The following is a 16,215-nucleotide window of genomic DNA, read 5'->3' as shown; positions in this document are numbered from 1 at the left end:
CTTGGGACGACGCGGCTACGACGAGGTCACCCTGGTCACGGGGTTCCCGAACTTCCGCGCGCGGAAGATGCTGGAGTACCTGGTGTCGGTCGAGCCTCGTTCGCTCTTCTACCTGGTGGTGCGGAGCAAGTTCGAGAAGGAGGCCAGCGCGGTCCTGGCCCAGCTCCCCAAGGGTCAGCGCGAGCGCGTGGTGCTGATCGAGGGCGATGCGGCCGCGATGGACCTCGGTCTGAGCGGCGCCGAGTACCGCACCCTGGGCGCGGAGATCGATCGTGTGCACCACCTGGCGCAGATCACCTACCCGGGTGTGCCCCGGGAGGTCACCGAGCAGACGAACCTCGGAGCGATGCGCGAGGTCATCGAGCTCACGCGCTGCTGCAACAACGTGCGCGCGATCGTCGTCCACTCGACGGCGATGGTGAGCGGCAACCGCGAGGGCCTGGTGCTCGAAGACGAGCTGAACCGAGGGCAGACCTTCCGCACGCCGGTGGAGGAGACGCTGGCCCGCGCCGAGCGCTTGGCGAAGCGGGCGTCGCCGGCGTTGCCGGTCATCGTGCTCAGGCCGACCTGGATCGTCGGCGACTCGACCAGCGGCGAGATCGAGCGCTTCGACGGCCCCTACCTCTTGATGCTCGTGATCGTCACCTCGCCCCAGGAGCTCCCGGTACCCCTGCCGACGCGCGGCGACGCTCTCTTGCACCTGGTTCCCATCGACTACGTCGTGCGTGCAGCCCACCACATCGGCCGTCAATCCAGCGCCATCGGCCGCACCTTCCACCTGGCCGACCCGCGGCCGCTGACGGTGCGGCGCGTGTTCGAGCTCGTGGCGGCCAGCGGAGGCAAGCGCTTGCCCGGCGGTTTCATCCCGACTCAGGTCACCAAGGCGCTCTTGTCGGCGCCCGGGCTCGGCTTGTTCGCCAAGAGCCCGCGCGCGTTCGTGGACATGCTGGCCACGCCGGTGCGCTACGACACGCGCAACACCGATGAGCTCCTGAAGGGGACGTCGATCCGCTGTCCCCCGTTCGAGAGCTACGTGGACACGTTGGTCTCCTACGTGCGACGCCGGGTGCAGGAGCGACGCATCCAGAGTGAAACGGAACGTCTCGGTGAGATCGAAGACGCCCTCTTCTGAGCTGCCTTCGCTCGCCGTCTCGCTGCTGGCGGCCGTCCTGGCCATCACCTGCTCGGCCGGAACGCTCGGTCCCGCGCGCCCCGTGGCTGCCGTGAGCGCGAGCGGCGCGCAGGCGCCGACCGCGGCTGCCCCGCCTTCGAGCGCGCCGGCTCCGGTTGCGAGCGCGGAGCCGCCGAGCGCGGATGCCGGAGTCGCCAAGCCTACCGGGCTCGCTCTCTCCCGCTTCGCGGCGGCGCTGGGCGCCCTCGCCCGTCGCGAGCGCACGACTCACGTGCGGATTGCCTGGCTCGGCGACTCGCACACGGCGGCCGACTACCTCACCCACGCGGTGCGACGCCCGCTGCAGGAGCGCTTCGGCAACGGCGGACCCGGCTTCGTGCAACTCGGCGTCGAGCCCTACCGCCACGCGCTGCTCAAGGTGGGGCGCGAGGGCAAGTGGCGGCGCGAGCCATCGTCGCCTGCCGGCAGCATGAAGCAGCTCGACGGGATCTTCGGTCTGGGTGGGCAGCGCGCCGTGCCCGAGAGCGCCGATGCGCGTGCCAGCGTCGAGCTCCTGGGCAAGGCCTCCCAAGGCAGGACGCGCTTCTCGCTGATGTACCGCGCGGCGGCGGCCGATCGCCTGCTCATGACGATTCGCGGCACGACCCAACGCGAGACAGCCGGCCCCAAGTCGGGACGCAGCGTGGGAGCGCTGCGCCACCACGACATCGAGGCCGACGCGCCCGCCACGCTGGACCTCGGCGTGAGCGCGGGGGCGGCGGAGGTCTTCGGGGTGCTCATCGAGAGCACCACGCCCGGCGTCGTGCTGGACACCCTGGGTATCAATGGCGCGCGCGCCGCCACGCCGCTCGCCTGGAACGACGCGGAGTGGCGTGCGGCGTTAGCCGACCGGGATCCCGCGTTGGTCGTCGTCGCCTACGGGACCAACGAGGCCGCGTCGACCCTGGAGGGGACGCGCTACCAGAAGTCCCTGGAGGAGCTGGTGGCGCGCATCCGGGGCGCCGCGCCCGGCGCCGACTGCCTGCTCGTGGGCCCACCCGACATGGCGACCCCGAGCGGCGAGAGCGCGCCGCGCGCGATCGAGTTCGACCAGATCGCCAAGGCCACGGCGGCGCGGGTCGGCTGCGCGCACTTCAGCGCGCTCTCCGCGATGGGAGGCGAGGGGAGCTTCGCGCGCTGGGCCAAGGAGAAGCCGCCGCTCGCGGCGCGGGACGGCGTGCACCTCGGGCCCAGCGGCTACGAGCGCTTGGGCGCGGCGCTGGCCGAGCAGCTGCTCGCTACGGCTTCCCCCGCGCCGTGAAGGCGTCGTAGCCCTGCATCAAGGCGCGGTAGATCCAGTTGCCGATCACCTCGGAGCCGACTCCGGTCGGGTGGGTCAAATCCGCCTGGCCGAGCCCGCGCCCGACCCACGCCGCCATGCTGCCCGAGCCGCCCATCGCCCTGTAGGTGTCGAAGAATGCGCAGCCCGCGGCAGCCGACGCCTTCTTCTGCTCCGCCACGATGGCTGGGATGACTGCCATGGTCGAGAGCGTCGTGCCCTTCTTCTCCGCCCGGTCCATCGCGCCGAGCACCAGGCAGCCCATCTCGGGGCGGGCGCGCTTGCCCTGCTCGAGCACGTCCTTCATCGTGCGGAAGTACTCGTCCATCGGGTACGCGAAGCCGTCTCCGCTCTCGTTGGCGCCGAACTGGTAGATCAGGAGATCCGGCTTGCGCCAGCGCAACGTGTCGGCCCAATGTGCGTCGTCTTGTTTGTCCAGGAAGCGCACCCGCGCGCCCTGGATCCCCACCGCGTCGAGGACGATGCCGGGGCCGTCTCGCTCCATCACCACGCCGAACGCGCGCGTGGTTCCGGCGGTGGTGACCAGCTCGAGCTCGTGTTCGCCGTCCGGGACCCTGAGCTCTTCGTACGCGACCTCGACGGCGGCCCCGCTCGTGTCGAGCTCTTTCACGTCGGCGCCGTCGATGCGCAGCTTCGCCTTGCCGCCTCCGGGCTCTCTGACGTAGGCGACGACGAAGCGCGAGACGGCGCGGCCGTAACTGCCCGTCTTGGCGGTGCCGAAACGCGCGCGGGAGCCCGGCGGTGCCCGGAACGACACACCGCCCAGACCGTACAGGCCGTCCGGGGAGAGCGGGCCGACGATGCGGCTGACCAGCCAGCCGCTGGACGAGAAGCGGCTGACGTCGTTGTGGAAGTACGCTGGCCAGGCGTTCGCCATCAGCATGAAGCCGTGGCCGGCGTCGCCGAACTGCTTCTGGAGCTTTCGGCGCAGCGTGCCCGAGACGTAGTCGCTGGTGACGATGGAGTCGCCGAAGTGCACCACGCGCGTGATCGCGCCGGGCTCCTTGGCGACGGTGCGCGCGAGCGCGCGGTAGAAGGGTGCCAGCCCCGTGTCGCCCGGATCTTCCAGAGGCACCGGCGGCTTCTCGGCGTCGATGGCGGGAAGCGCGCTCTCGCCCGCATGCTTCTGCGCGATGGGCCCGTGCGCGGAACGCGGCAGCTCCACGTGCTCCGGCTGCGCCAGCTCGGGTCGCGCGCGCGTCTCCGTCTCGAGCTCGGCCTGGCCCAAGGTGAGCACCGGCGGGGCGACGCCGAGCGGCGCCTCGCTCGAGCTCTGCGTCGCCGGCGCGCCGGAGAGGCGGAGCTTCTCGAACGCGGGGACGAGCTCGGCGATGCCGGCCAGCGCGCCCAGGCAGAGCACCGCGAGCACCGGCCGCGAAGCCAGGGCCGAGCGCGGGCTCTGGGTCACGGGTCCTCGGATGCGGACGTCGCTCATGGCGCGCGCGCTCTCGACTTTCGCGCTCAGTTCACGCAGCTCATGTCGCCCAGCTGGCGACACAGCGCCTTGAGCATGCGCAGCTCGCTGTCGCTGGCCTTACCGGAAGCCGCCTTGGCTTTGAGCGCGTTCTTGGCGGAGGTGAGCTTCGCGCGGTCGCCGCTCTGGGCCAGATCCTTGACGTCGGGGCCGGACTCCGTCGCGCTCGGCTTGGGCTTCGGCGCCGCGATCTCCGGCTTCTTCGGCGTCTTGCCGGTGCCCGCCGGCTTCTCCGCGAAGGGATCGTTGCGCACGATGCCGCCGGAGAGCGCCGGCGCGGTGGTCCCGGTGGGCTCGGCGGTGCCGGTGCCCTCGGGCTTGGGTGCGCTCGGAAGCTCGGAGGGATCGACACCCTGGTCGAGCGCGGCGATCTCGTTGTTGGCGCGCTTGCGGCGCACGGAGTCGACGCTCGTGGCCTTGGCGACACGCTCGAGCAGCGCGCGCTTCTTCGTCAGGTCCGGCTCGCGGCTGGCGAGGTCGAGGAGCATGTCCGCCCAGCGCGCCTCGATGTCCTTGAACTCGGCCGATTGGCGCGCGTTGCTGTTCTCGGGGATCTCCGCGATCACCTTGTTGTGCGCACCCTCGACGTCGCCGTTCTGGACCATCTGCATGGCATCGAGCAAGACCTGGGTGGTCGGATCGTTCGCCTGCGCGCCGGTCTCGCCCGCACCGCCCTGGCGATTGCCGAGGGCGACCATGCCGATCATCACCAGCACCCCGAGGAACGCCAGGCCGGCGACCGCCTTGAGGATGGGCGGGATGCCCGCCGTGGCCGCGGTGCGGCGCTCCATGCCGACGCCCGGCGCCGGGGTGTGGCGCTCGAGCATCGCCGGCCCAATCGGCCCGATCTGAGTCGTGGGGTCCGCGCCCGGGTGGTAGATCTGACCCGCGGGAATGAACTTGAATACGACGTCACCGAGCTCGATGGTGTCGCGTGCGTCGAGCAAGCTGCGCTTGAGATCGACGCCGTTGACCCTGAGGCCATTGGCGCTCTCGCGGTCGACGATCTCGTAGCGCCCGTCGCCCAGCGCCTGAATCTCCGCGTGGACCCGGCTCACCGAGGCGTGGTTGACCGAGACCTCGCACTCCTCGCCTCGACCGATCACGACGCGGGGCCCCGCCAGCGCGAACTCAGCGCCCGGTGTCGGACCTGCGAGCATGACCAGGCGATCGGGCTGGCTCATCAGCGACTGCGCCCGTGGCACCGCCGGCGCGGTCGACTTGTTGTACGCCGCGGTCGAGACTTGCTCGTCCGTGATCTCGAGCCGGTAGTCGCCGACTTGAACCAGATCGCCGTGCTCGAGCTTCTGCGGCTCGCTGACGCGAACCCCGTTGACGTAGCAGCCGTTGTAGCTGGCCAGGTCGTCGAAGATCCAACCGGTGCCGTTGCGGGTGAGCTTCGCGTGCCGACGCGAGATGTTGCGTTCGGTCAGCCGGACGGTGTTCTCCTCACCCCGTCCGATCGAGTACTCGTCGCGCACGAGATTGACGACCGTCTTGTTCGTCTGGTCGTCCTCGATCGAGAGCTTCCACATCGTCTGACTGCCTGGATCCTGCCGCGAAAGCGCCGCCCCGCCAACGGCGGCAGAGGCGTAAGGAAATTTTGCATGTCTTTCCGGATGTTTCCAGGAATTTAGCCAGGGGCCTCGGGAAGCCCGGTGGAAGCGCCGATGCCGGTCAACCCGAACAGGGCGTCCTGCACCCGCGGGCGCGCGCGGCGGATCTCGACGTGCTCGCGGGTGGGGTGAACGCGATTCGTGAGCAGCGCCGTGACGATCTCGGCGTCGGGGTCGCACCACAGGCTCGTACCCGTGAAGCCGAGGTGCCCGAAGGTGCGCGGGCCGAGCTTCGTCCCTGCCGCAGACCCGGGGCCGGACACGCCGTCGAACCCCGCGCGAAGGCTCGAGCCGGGCCGCTCTCGCACCAGAAGGTCCGCGGTGGTCGCTGGGAGGAGGCTCGGCGCGCGCCCCGCCAGCAGGTCGAGCATGGCCGCGCCGAAGCGCGCGACCGCCTCGGCGGTCCCGAAGAGCCCCGCGTGACCCGAGCAGGCGTGCCCGCTCAGGGCCCAAGCGTTCTCGTCGTGGACGACGCCCGAGATCAGCCCGCCGCGCCAGGGGACGATCTCGGTCGGCGCCACGCGGGCGCAGAAATCCGGCACTTGAGCCAGCGCCTGGCGAGCCGAGCCGAGCCAGAGGCCGAGTGGAGCGGCGACCTCGGCCTGGATCAGCGCGTCGAGCGGACGGCCCACGGCACGCTCGACGGCGGCGCCGAGCAGCAAGTAGCCGAGGTCGCTGTAGACGGGCGGGAAGCCAGCGCTGGGCGCCGCGCCCGCGGCCTCCGGGCGTCGGGCCCGGCTCGCTTCGCGAAGCGCGGCCGCGCGCGAGAACGGGGCGCCCGAGAGGAGCGGCGCGAACAGCGGCCGGTGCGCCTCCAGCCCCGCGCGGTGGGCCAGGAACAGCTCCAGCGGAAGCTCGGCGCTCTCGGTCCCCCGGACCTCGGGCAGGTGACGCCCCAGCGGGTCGGCCAGGGACAGGGCGCCCGCGGCGTCCAGGCGCGCCAGGGTGAGTGCCAGCACCGGCTTGGTCACCGACGCGAGGTCGTAGGGTGTCTCGGGACAAACAGCGCGCTTTGTGGCGTGATCGAGGAACCCAGCGCTGCCCAGTCGGATCCGCCAAGCGCCCGAGCGCCGCTCCGCGAGCGCCAAGCTCGCGCCGGGCGCGACACCCGTGGCGACGACTAGGGTCTCTGCGATCTGGGAGAGCGCGGGGTCCGCGATCATGGCCGGCCTTTTGACGCTTCGACGGGGAGGCCGCTATGCTTCTGTCGCCGGCAAAGGCACCCGGTCAAGATCAGCATGGCAGAGTTTGCTTGGGAAGCGCGCGCCCGAACGGGGGAAGTCCGCAAGGGCGTGATGGAGGCGGATAGCGAAGACGCCGTCAATCAGCGCCTCCGACAGCAGCAGCTCAACCCGGTCAAGGTCAAGAAAAAGGCCAAGGACATCTCGATCACGATCGGGTCCGGCGTCACGACCAAGGACCTGGTCACGTTCACCCGCCTGTTCGCCACGATGATCGACGCCGGCCTGCCCTTGGTGCAGTGCCTCGACATCTTGAGCGGCCAGCAGACCAACAAGATCTTCGCCGGCGTGCTCCGGGACGTGAAGAACTCCGTGGAGCAGGGCGCGTCCTTCAGCGACGCTCTGCGCAAGCACCCCAAGGTCTTCGACGAGCTGTTCGTCAACTTGGTTCACGCCGGCGAGGTCGGCGGCATCTTGGACACCATCATGCAGCGCCTCTCCGTCTACCTGGAGAAGCGCCAGAAGCTGGTCCGTCAGGTGCGCGGCGCGATGGTCTACCCGAGCATCGTCATCGTCATCGCCGGCGGTGTCATGACGGTCCTGCTCACCTTCGTGATCCCGGCCTTCGAGCGCATGTTCGCCGACTTCGGCGGCGGCAAGGACGCCCTGCCCAAGCTGACTCAGATCATCGTCGCCATGTCGCACGGCTTCGTCAGCTACCTGCCGTTCATCGTCGTCGCGCTGCTGATCGGCACTGGCTCGTTCATCTACTTCTACCGCACGCCCGGCGGGAAACGCGCCGTGCACTCCGCGCTGCTCAAGGCGCCGATCATGGGGCCGGTGCTGCGCAAGATCGCGGTGGCGCGCTTCACCCGCACCCTCGGAACGCTGCTCCAGTCCGGTGTGCCGATCTTGGACGCGCTGGACATCTGCGCGCGCACCAGCGGCAACGTCGTCATCGAGTCGGGGATTCAGCACGTTCGGACCAAGATCAGCGAAGGCAAGAACATGGCCGAGCCGCTGAGCGAGACCAAGGTCTTCCCCGACATGGTCGTGCAGATGATCGCGGTCGGCGAGCAGACCGGCGCGCTCGACCAGATGCTCAACAAGATTGCCGACTTCTACGAGGAGGAGACGGACATCGCCGTGGCCGCGATGACCAGCGCCATCGAGCCGATCCTGATGGTCGGCGTGGGCGGCATGGTCGGCGTGGTGCTGATCGCGATGTACCTGCCGATCTTCTCGCTGGCCGGTAACATCAAGGCGGACTGACGGCCGGCAGCGCGTGCCCGTCCGACTAGGGATCCCGGAACAGCTCGCGGGCGCGCCGCTGCCCCGGCGTCTGGCCTGGGTCACCGCGGCAAGGCTGCTGTTCCTCACGGCAGCGCTGGGGGTGATCGGCACGTTCTACCTGCGCGGCGCGGGCCCGGAGACCATCAGCGTGCGCATCGGCTGGGCGACCCTGGCCTTCGCGTTCGCGAGCGCCGGCGTGTACGCCGCCGTGTTGCGCAGTGGCCGCGGGCTCGAGCTCATGGCGCTGGCGCAGCTGGTGGTCGATCAGGCCACCTGGACCGTCTTGGTCTACTTGTCCGGCGGCGCGGCCAGCGGGGCGACCTCGTTCTATGGCTTGACCTGCGTGGCCGGCGCAGCGCTGAGCGGGCTCCGGGGCGCGGCGGTGGCGGCGGTCTCCGGGGGGCTCTTCTATATCGGCCTGGTCACCTTGCTGGCGCGGCGTTGGCTGGTTCCGCCTGCCGATCAGCCGCTGGCGATGTACCGACTCTCGCGCGACGAGCTCGTCTACTACGTCCTGGTCACACTGCTCATGCTGGCGGTGGTGACGCTCCTGTCCGGGTACCTGGCCGAGCGCTTGCGCATCGCCAGCGGCCGGCTGGTCCTGGCCGAGGAGCGTGCCGACCGCGCGGAGCGCATGGCGGCGCTCGGTCGCCTCGCCACGGGCCTGGCGCACGAGATCCGCAACCCGCTCGGCTCGATCGCCGGTTCCATCCAGCTCTTGCGCGAGAGCCCCGCGCTGTCGGAGGAGGACAAGGAGCTCTGCGACATCGTGCAGCGCGAAGCGGCACGCTTGGACGACTTGGTCACCGACATGATGGACCTCACCCGACGGCGCGAGCCGGAGTTGGCCGACGTGGACGCGGCGCAGGTCGCCAGGGAGGTGGTGTCGCTGGCATCCAAGTCCGGGCGAGGGGTGTCGGACGTCGGCCTCGTGTACGAGGGCGTGGAGGGGGCGGTGGTGCGGGCCGATGCCGCCCAGCTGAAGCAGCTGATTTGGAACCTGGTGCGGAACGCGGTGCAGGCGTCGAGCGCGGGGGACGTGGTGACCGTCACGCTCGCCGTCGAGGACGACCGCGCCTCGCTGGCGGTCTCGGATCACGGCCCGGGAATCGACGAACAGGCCCGAGATCGGCTGTTCGACGCCTTCTTCACCACCCGCAGCCACGGTACCGGTGTGGGGTTGGCGGTGGTGAAGTCCATTGCCGACGCCCATGGTTTCGCCCTGGACGTGGAGAGCGAACAGGGCCAGGGGGCGACGTTCCGGGTGCAGCTCGGAGCGGTCCAGGCCACCGGGCCGACTGCGGCCCGGCCGGCGCCGGCGTGAACCAGCGTCGGCGTGCGCCTGCTTCACGGATCAGGGGTTTGGCTGGCCCGGGGCGGTCGTCAGCGGCGCCCCTCAGCGACTAAGTGCTCGGATCTTCTACGGTCGAGGCCCCGAAGTGAAGCTTTGGCATCCGAGTTGCGTAATACGGGACAGGAGACCCCAAGAGGAAAGCATGTCACGCCGCCGTTGGTTCCAGCTTCTGGTCGTTCTTTCGTTGCTGCTCGGCTTCTCGTCGCCTGCTCTGGCGGACGACGGTGCCGAAGCCGCGCTCAAGGCCAAGCAGAACGAGCTCGCCGCTCAGCTGAAGAAGGGCAAGGCGGCGGACGGGAAGAAGATGGATCAAATCTTCGACGAGCTGCTCGACTACGACACCCTCGCGAAGGACTCCCTCGGCAGCCACTGGGACGAGCGCAGCGACGCGGAGAAGAAGGAGTTCCAGGACGTCCTCAAGCGCCTGGTCAAGAACGCTTACCGCAAGAACCTGAAGAAGACCCTCAACTACGAGGTCACCTACGAGGGCGTGCTCGAGGCCAAGAAGGGCGTCCTGGTCAAGACGGTGGCGAAGAACAAGACCAACTCCCGGGAGGAGCCCGTCCACATCGACTACGCCATGCACAAGCTCGACGGACGCTGGGTGGTGGGGAACATCGTGACCGAGGGCGCCAGCCTGGTGGGCAACTACCGCAGCCAGTTCGGCCGAGTCATCAAGAAGAACGGCTTCGCCGAGCTGATGCGCCGGATGAAGAAGAAGGCTGACAAGGAAGGCGCCTGAGCAGCCAGGTGGCCGCCGCGCGCGGGCCGAGCTCCGGCCCGCGCAGGCGTTTTGTGGCCCCGTGCTTCGATAAGCGCTCGAGGGAGAGCCCCCGCGCGGGTTGCCCCCAGCCGCGAGCGACCTGATACGATTGTGCCAGAGTGGCGTCGCAGTCCGAGCGGTCTCCCGGCGAAAGCCCGAGCGGGCCTCTGGCCGAGCTCGCGCTCGCGCCCGAGCTCGCCGACCAGCGCGTGCCGCTCCGGCTCACCGCCACCCGCGGCGCGCTCGGTATCGAGCTGTACGAGCCGGTGGAGGTGGGCCCCCTGGAGCTCACTTTGCTGTCGGCGACGCTGCCGGGGCTGCGCTTCCCGGTGGACCTGTCCGGCGGTGTCCCCGTGTTCCGACATCGCCGCGGCGAGCTCGAGCGATTGGAGATCAGCGCGAGCTTCGCGCTCTTGTCCTCGTGGCTGACGCCTCGCCTCCGAGACGTGGTCGGGCCGCTCGAGCGGGCCCCCACGGTGTGGGCGGTGCCTCAGGGCGTCGCGCTGGGGCTGTCGGGCGCCCGCGGGGCGCTGGCGTTCGATCTACTCTGGGCACCTCTCCACGGCGACGCTCGCTTCGTCCTCAGCCACGTGCGAGGTGCGGGGCTGGACGCGCCGGCACTGGGACACGCGCTGCACGCGGTGGACACGCTGTTCGCGGGCTTGGCCGAGCGTCACGGGCGCATCGTCACCGTCAAGGCGGTGGCGCAGCGCCTCACCCGAGCGGTGCTGCCCGCCATCGGCGCCAGAGCGCCAGCGACTACCCGCGTGCGCTTCGGCGAGCTCGAGACGCTCGGCGACGAAGTCCGAGTCGCGCTCGACTCCGCGTTCGAACCGCCGGTGTTGCACGCCAGCGCGGCCCGGGCCCTGGAGCTCGGGGAGCTCACCGCCGAGGCCGACGACGCGCTCGGGACCGGCGACCTCGACCGCGCTCGAGCCGGCTACGTGGCGGCGCTCGAGCGCGCGCCCCGCCACCCGGACATCACCCAGTTGATCGGCGAGATCGACCTCTATGCTGGCGGGCGTGCCGAGGCGGCGCTCGGGCTCATCGTCGAGACGTTGCCGGCGTCGCGCTCCGGCTGGGTAGGGGCCGAGCTCCTGGCGCGTACCGGAGACACGCTCGGGGCAGCCGAAGCCATCGCAGAAATGGTGCAACGCGAGCCGTTCGCGCCCCTCAACGCGCTGCTCTGGCTCCGACTGGCGGAGCTGGGCGGGGACGCGACCGAACGCCTGGGTGCCCTCGACCGGGCGGTCGCTGCGGCGCCCGGCCTGGCTCGGGTGCGCTGGGAGCGCTTGCGCGCGCGGGTCGAGCTGGGCGACGTCGTCGGCGCGCTCTCCGACGCGGAGCACCTGGAGGCGGGTGCGCTGGGCGCCGCGGCGCGGCACGCCGCCTGCGCTCGCGCCGCCCGCGCGCTGCTCGAGCGCGGCTTCGTCAAGGACGCGGGACGCTTGTTCGAGCGCGCCCTGCGCTACGTTCCGGACGACGCGGTCGCGACCGCGGGTCTCGCGCGCTCGCTGATGGAAGCGGGCAAGAGCCAGCGGGCGTTCGCGCTCCTCGCTCGCGCCGTGGCCCTCTCGGAGCGCAGCGGCGGCGCCGACGCCGACGCGCTGATCGACATGGCCAAGCTCTTGGCGACCGACCTCGCCGATCTGCCACAGGCGATCGCGCGCGTGCGTCAGGTCAAGCAGGGCTCGCCCCGGGCGATCGAAGCGGCCGCGCTGGAGGCCGAGTGGCGCGCGGCCCTCGGGGACGTCGCGGGGGCCTCGCTGGCTTGGGCGCGCCTGCGGGACCGCGTCGAGCTCTCGGAGGAGCCGCCGGAGGGCGCCGCGGACTGGCTCCTGCACGCCGCGCGCTTCGAGCGCGAGACCCAGGGTGACGTGCTGGCGGCGGAGCGCTACCTGGCCGTCGCGCTACGGGTCGCGCCCCGCGACAAGCGCGTCGGTGCTGCGTATCGCGAGGTCGCGGCGGTGGTGGCCGCGCGCGCGCGTCGCGAGCGCGAACGCGAGGACTCGGCTGCGCCGCCAGGGCTCGACACGCTGCCCCCGGCTCCGCCGGAGCCGAGCGAGGCGGCGTCGCTGGACACCTTCGCGCCACCGGAAGACGAAGACCCGAGGCCGGCGGCGGACCCGCGGGATCTCGAGCTCGCGGAGCGGCTCGAGAACGCCGTGCGCGCGAACCCTGCGGACGAAGTGCTGGCCTTCGAGCTGGCGGACGTGCTCTGGCGGCTCGGGCGCGATCACGAGCTGTTCGCGCTGCTCTCCGCGCGTCACGAGACCATCGCCGGGCACCGACGGCACGATCTGGAGGCCCGACTGGCCCAGGTGCTCACCCGGCTCTCGACTCGCGCGACGCGCGAGGGCCGAGTCCGCGAGGCGCAGGTCTACCGCGCGCGGTTGGCGGAGCTGAGCGGGGGTTGAGGGGGCGTCCCTACTTGGGTTGCGACCGAACGGCTCGATTCGCGCCGCTCGGCGGTCAGCCGAGCCCCGGAACTACTCGAGCAGTCTGGCCATGATCAGATCTCGATCCGCCAATGAGGCGTGAGTGCGAGCACCGGCCGCGACCGGCGCCGGCCGTTTCGACCGACCGGAAGCGTCGCGTGGCGTTTGCTGCCGCCCGCGGAGCGGGAATCAGGGACACCCCCTTAGGCGATCAAGCGCGCGGCCGTCTCGCCTGCGCCGGGGCCGAGACGCTCGTGCCAGGTGCGCGCTGCGGGTTCGAGCGCGGCGTCGGGCAGCACGCACGACAGCCTGAGCGGATGGCTGAACACGAAGCGCGGCGAGGTCGTGAGGCAGCCGAGGCCCTGCGCGACGACTCCGGCGCGAGTCCCGACCTCGACTCCGACCAGGCTGAGCAAGCCGTACCCCTCTTCGATGACCAGCCCCGGAATTTGCGCGCCCTCGAGCGCGCACTTCACCTCGCCCCAGTTCGGGACGTTCAAGAGCGGGGCCCAGAGGGCGACCTCGCCGGGGCCGACGCCGAGGTCACCCAGCGGTAGCGCGCTGGACTCGGCGATCTGGAGCAGGCGATCGGCGGCGGCGCGCGGCGTCGTCAGGAGCGCCAGGCACTTCTGCACCACGACGGCGCGGCGTGCGGTGTCCGAGCTCGCGGCGGCGGAGACGACGGTCTCGCGGGAGCCCGGCTGGTCGCCGGTCTTGCGCGCCACGATCGCGATCTTGTGCCGCCGCGCCCACTCCACCGCCTGTGCGTTCAGGACCTTGGCGCCGCACTCCGCCATCTCCTGCATCGTCTCGTAGTCGAGGGCGGGCAGGTGACGGGCGTCGGGGATCACCCGCGGGTCGCCAGAATAGACCCCGTCCACGTCGCTGTAGATCTCGCAGCGCTCGGCCTCGAGCGCCGCGGCCAGAGCCACGGCCGTGGTGTCCGACCCGCCGCGGCCCAGCGTGGTGATCTCGCGCTTGTAGCTCATGCCTTGGTAGCCGGCGACGATGACGATGCGGCCGCGGCTGAGCTCGTCCTCGATGCGATGCGGGCGGACCTCGATGATGCGGGCGTCGAAGTGGCGGTCGTTGGTGATGATGCCGGACTGCGAGCCGGTGAAGCTGACTGCGTCGTACCCGCGCGCCTGAATCGCGATCGACAAGAGCGACATGCTGACGCGCTCGCCGGTCGACAGCAGCATGTCGAGCTCGCGCTTGGCGGGCTCCGGCGCGCTCGTGCCGTTCGCCAGCGCCGCGTCCGGCGGCAGCGCGGCTTCCCGCGCCAGGCCGAGCAGGTTGTCGGTGGTCTTGCCCATGGCGCTGACCACGACCACCACGTCGTGGCCTTCGGCACGGGCGCGCGCGACCTGGTCGGCGACCTTGCGTAGCTTGCCGATGTCCGCGACGGACGACCCACCGTACTTCTGGACCACGATCGCCATGCCACGCCGCTACCACGGCGCAGAAAACTTGGCCAAGTCCGGGGCCAATCGGCCGGGGGCCGGCTCAGGCGCTCGAGGCGGGCGAGTCGAGCCGGAAGAGCCCGCTCTGGCCGGCGGCCCAGAGCCAGCCGTGATCGGCGTCCCAAGCGAGAGCGCACACCCGCCCGTCGTCGTCGTCGCTCGGGGCGACGTCGTCCGCCCCGGTGAGCTCGGCGACGATCTCGGCGCTGCGAGTCGCCACGTCCACCTCGATCACCAGGCTGCGCTCCTCGGACTCGACGAACACGGCCAGCCAGACGCGCGGCCGGCCCTCGCGGGTACCCAGCTCGAGCGCCGTCGTGTGCAGGCATCCGGGAACCCTGCTGAACGAGCGACCGGCGTCGCTCGACAGAGCGAGGCCGCGATCTCGGCTGGCGACCGCCACCACCTCGCCCAGCGACCCGAGCAGGGCCAGCTCGCCGCCCGCGGCTTCTTCGGCCTCGGCGTCGAGAAGGGTCCGGCGAAAACCCTGGGCGTCGAGCTCGAGCAACGCAGGGCCCTCCGCCCCCTGCACCACGAGCCGCGTCGGAGCGCCGCGTGACACTGCCACGATGCGACCGCCGACTTCGGCGCCCTCGAAGCTCGCTCCACCGTTTCGGCTCACCGCGATGCGGCTCTCGTCCGCGGCGACGAGCAGCGCGTTGCTCTCGGCTTCTCCGAGACGGCCTATCGTCAGCGGGGCTGGTGCGTCGCTCGCCAGCCCCAGCGCCTCGCGGAAGCCGCCGAGGCGGCGAGCTTCGCTCCCGGGGGTCACGGCCTCGAGCAGCCCCGCCGGGGTCAACGCGACGACGCCTGTGCCGAGCGCAGTGAGGCCGAGCACGTGGACGCCGAGCTCGCTCCGCCGCGCGCTCCCGTCTCGCTCGAACGACCAGAGCTCGTGGCCGCCCACCCACAGGCGACCGCCGCCGAGCGCCAGCGCCTCGAGCTCAGTGAGCGCGGCGTCCACCCGCGCGACTCTCCAAGGGCGCTCACTCGCCTCGGGCAAGTCTTCGTCGCGAAGGGCGTCAGACGACAGCCACGAGGCGTCGTTGTCCAGCCCGCCGGGCTCGTCCGCATCGAGCTCGGGCAGGTCGTCGGAGACCAGATCCTCGAGGGGCTCGTCGGTCCCCTCCTCGAGCGACCCGACGATCGGCTCGTCGACGTCCGAGATGTCCGCCGCCGGGTCGAGCTGTTCCGGTCCGGACCTGTCCGCGTCTTGGTCGTGGTCGTCCTCGTCCGCCAGGGAGAGCAAGCTCTGGATGTCCAGCACCACCTCGTGCCCTTCGTCCCGGTCTGGCGGCTCGTCCGGCACCTCGATTCCGAGATCGACGTCCGGCACAGCGCGCTCTTCGTCGAGATCGACGTCTTCCTCGAGCGGGGTCAGGAGCGGCGTGAGCTCGGAGTCGTCTGGCCCTTCGTGCTCCTCGTCCGAAGACGGATCGAGTGGCGGCAGCTCTTCCAGCTCCTCGGTGTCTTCGTTGGGGTCGACTTCGGCCATGCGGGCCCGGGAAGCTAGCTCGTTTCCGGGGGATGAGACAGCTCGGGTTCGCGGGCGCTGCCCGCAGCCCCGCTCGGTGCAGATTCGCAATTGAGGTCAGTACGGGCCCGGCGCTGGAGCGGAGGGTGTGGCTATTCGGGGGCGCCGGTGAAGCACTGGGCGCCAACGTCATCTTCCACCTGGCAGAGCTCGACCGCCGCAGGCTCTGTTGTTTCCCGTTCTACGCCACATGGCGCTTGCTCCTGTGTGGCCCATGCTCCTCTCTACCGCCCCGTCCCGGGTCACCACTTCCCCGCCGGTGGTGGCGACCCAGATCGACTCGGGGAGAACCGATCGAGACTGCTGCTGCCCGCGGATCATTGGGCTCGGGGCGAAGTCCGCGCTAACTTCCGCCCATGTCCGTGGCTCCCCTCGTGGACGGAGATCTGGTGTGCCGCAACGTGCGCGTACGTGCCCGCGACGTGGTGTTCGTGAAGGGGATCTTCGAGGCGAGCGAGGGGCTCGGTGCGCTGTTCGCCGAGCGAGGCGGTGACTTGGTCATCGCTGCGCACGCGAGCAGAGCTCGCGAGCTCGACGAAGTCCTGGCGGACCTCGTGCACGAGCTCGGCCTGATCATCGAGCCGTGACGAGGCGAAGACGGCGTAGTCGTTCGACGTTTGGCGAAGCT

Annotated in this window: 12 protein-coding genes; 7 read left to right on the top strand and 5 right to left on the bottom strand. The window is 70.8% G+C overall.

From position 1 onward, the window contains the following. The first annotated feature begins 1 nt into the window (after position 1). On the top strand, positions 2-1,132 hold the full coding sequence (locus HS104_15830; GenBank protein ID MBE7481436.1) for an SDR family oxidoreductase: 1,131 nt from the start codon (positions 2-4) through the stop codon (positions 1,130-1,132). Then, the gene (locus HS104_15825) at positions 1,107-2,432 is read left to right on the top strand and encodes a hypothetical protein (GenBank protein MBE7481435.1); all 1,326 of its coding nucleotides are present in this window, start codon (positions 1,107-1,109) and stop codon (positions 2,430-2,432) included. Before HS104_15830 ends, HS104_15825 begins: the two co-directional genes overlap by 26 nt. Here HS104_15825 and HS104_15820 read toward each other — a convergent pair. The 3 genes from HS104_15820 to HS104_15810 form a co-directional block, all read right to left on the bottom strand. Next, positions 2,410-3,906, bottom strand: coding sequence for a hypothetical protein (locus HS104_15820; GenBank protein ID MBE7481434.1), 1,497 nt, complete (start codon positions 3,904-3,906; stop codon positions 2,410-2,412). The two genes, HS104_15825 and HS104_15820, sit on opposite strands and share 23 nt — an antisense overlap. 26 nt (positions 3,907-3,932) lie before the next feature. Continuing rightward, the gene (locus HS104_15815) at positions 3,933-5,480 is read right to left on the bottom strand and encodes an FHA domain-containing protein (GenBank protein ID MBE7481433.1); all 1,548 of its coding nucleotides are present in this window, start codon (positions 5,478-5,480) and stop codon (positions 3,933-3,935) included. Between the two features lie 98 nt (positions 5,481-5,578). Continuing rightward, on the bottom strand, positions 5,579-6,724 hold the full coding sequence (locus tag HS104_15810; protein ID MBE7481432.1) for a beta-lactamase family protein: 1,146 nt from the start codon (positions 6,722-6,724) through the stop codon (positions 5,579-5,581). A 75-nt stretch (positions 6,725-6,799) separates the two neighbouring features. Here HS104_15810 and HS104_15805 point away from each other — a divergent pair, with 75 nt between their 5' ends. The 4 genes from HS104_15805 (at position 6,800) to HS104_15790 (ending at position 12,569) form a co-directional block, all read left to right on the top strand. After that, positions 6,800-8,014: a type II secretion system F family protein gene (locus tag HS104_15805; GenBank protein MBE7481431.1), complete on the top strand. Its 1,215-nt coding sequence runs from the start codon at positions 6,800-6,802 to the stop codon at positions 8,012-8,014. 13 nt (positions 8,015-8,027) lie between these two features. Continuing rightward, positions 8,028-9,359, top strand: coding sequence for a two-component sensor histidine kinase (locus tag HS104_15800; protein ID MBE7481430.1), 1,332 nt, complete (start codon positions 8,028-8,030; stop codon positions 9,357-9,359). A gap of 172 nt (positions 9,360-9,531) precedes the next feature. Further along, on the top strand, positions 9,532-10,131 hold the full coding sequence (locus tag HS104_15795; protein MBE7481429.1) for an ABC transporter substrate-binding protein: 600 nt from the start codon (positions 9,532-9,534) through the stop codon (positions 10,129-10,131). Between the two features lie 140 nt (positions 10,132-10,271). Next, positions 10,272-12,569, top strand: a complete 2,298-nt coding sequence (locus HS104_15790) for a hypothetical protein (protein MBE7481428.1) — start codon at positions 10,272-10,274, stop codon at positions 12,567-12,569. Positions 12,570-12,793: 224 nt separating this feature from the next. Here HS104_15790 and HS104_15785 read toward each other — a convergent pair whose 3' ends face one another. Next, complete coding sequence (locus tag HS104_15785; GenBank protein MBE7481427.1) at positions 12,794-14,032, bottom strand: aspartate kinase; 1,239 nt, start codon at positions 14,030-14,032, stop codon at positions 12,794-12,796. Positions 14,033-14,096: 64 nt separating this feature from the next. Next, positions 14,097-15,548, bottom strand: a complete 1,452-nt coding sequence (locus tag HS104_15780) for a hypothetical protein (GenBank protein MBE7481426.1) — start codon at positions 15,546-15,548, stop codon at positions 14,097-14,099. A 395-nt stretch (positions 15,549-15,943) separates the two neighbouring features. On the opposite strand from HS104_15780, the gene HS104_15775 reads away from it, so the two are divergent. Beyond that, complete coding sequence (locus HS104_15775; GenBank protein MBE7481425.1) at positions 15,944-16,174, top strand: DUF4911 domain-containing protein; 231 nt, start codon at positions 15,944-15,946, stop codon at positions 16,172-16,174. Positions 16,175-16,215 lie beyond the last annotated feature (41 nt).

This window comes from Polyangiaceae bacterium (genome assembly GCA_015075635.1).
Taxonomy (GTDB): domain Bacteria; phylum Myxococcota_A; class Polyangia; order Polyangiales; family Polyangiaceae; genus JADJKB01.
This window is presented reverse-complemented; position numbering and strand designations above follow the sequence as displayed.

What these genes read in the sequence shown, in the direction of transcription:
- HS104_15820 (MBE7481434.1), bottom strand. Translation starts at nt 3,906, where the DNA reads ATGAGCGACGTCCGCATCCGAGGACCCGTGACCCAGAGCCCGCGCTCG.
- HS104_15815 (MBE7481433.1), bottom strand. Translation starts at nt 5,480, where the DNA reads ATGTGGAAGCTCTCGATCGAGGACGACCAGACGAACAAGACGGTCGTC.
- HS104_15810 (MBE7481432.1), bottom strand. Translation starts at nt 6,724, where the DNA reads ATGATCGCGGACCCCGCGCTCTCCCAGATCGCAGAGACCCTAGTCGTC.
- HS104_15805 (MBE7481431.1), top strand. Translation starts at nt 6,800, where the DNA reads ATGGCAGAGTTTGCTTGGGAAGCGCGCGCCCGAACGGGGGAAGTCCGC.
- HS104_15795 (MBE7481429.1), top strand. Translation starts at nt 9,532, where the DNA reads ATGTCACGCCGCCGTTGGTTCCAGCTTCTGGTCGTTCTTTCGTTGCTG.
- HS104_15785 (MBE7481427.1), bottom strand. Translation starts at nt 14,032, where the DNA reads ATGGCGATCGTGGTCCAGAAGTACGGTGGGTCGTCCGTCGCGGACATC.
- HS104_15780 (MBE7481426.1), bottom strand. Translation starts at nt 15,548, where the DNA reads ATGGCCGAAGTCGACCCCAACGAAGACACCGAGGAGCTGGAAGAGCTG.
- HS104_15775 (MBE7481425.1), top strand. Translation starts at nt 15,944, where the DNA reads ATGTCCGTGGCTCCCCTCGTGGACGGAGATCTGGTGTGCCGCAACGTG.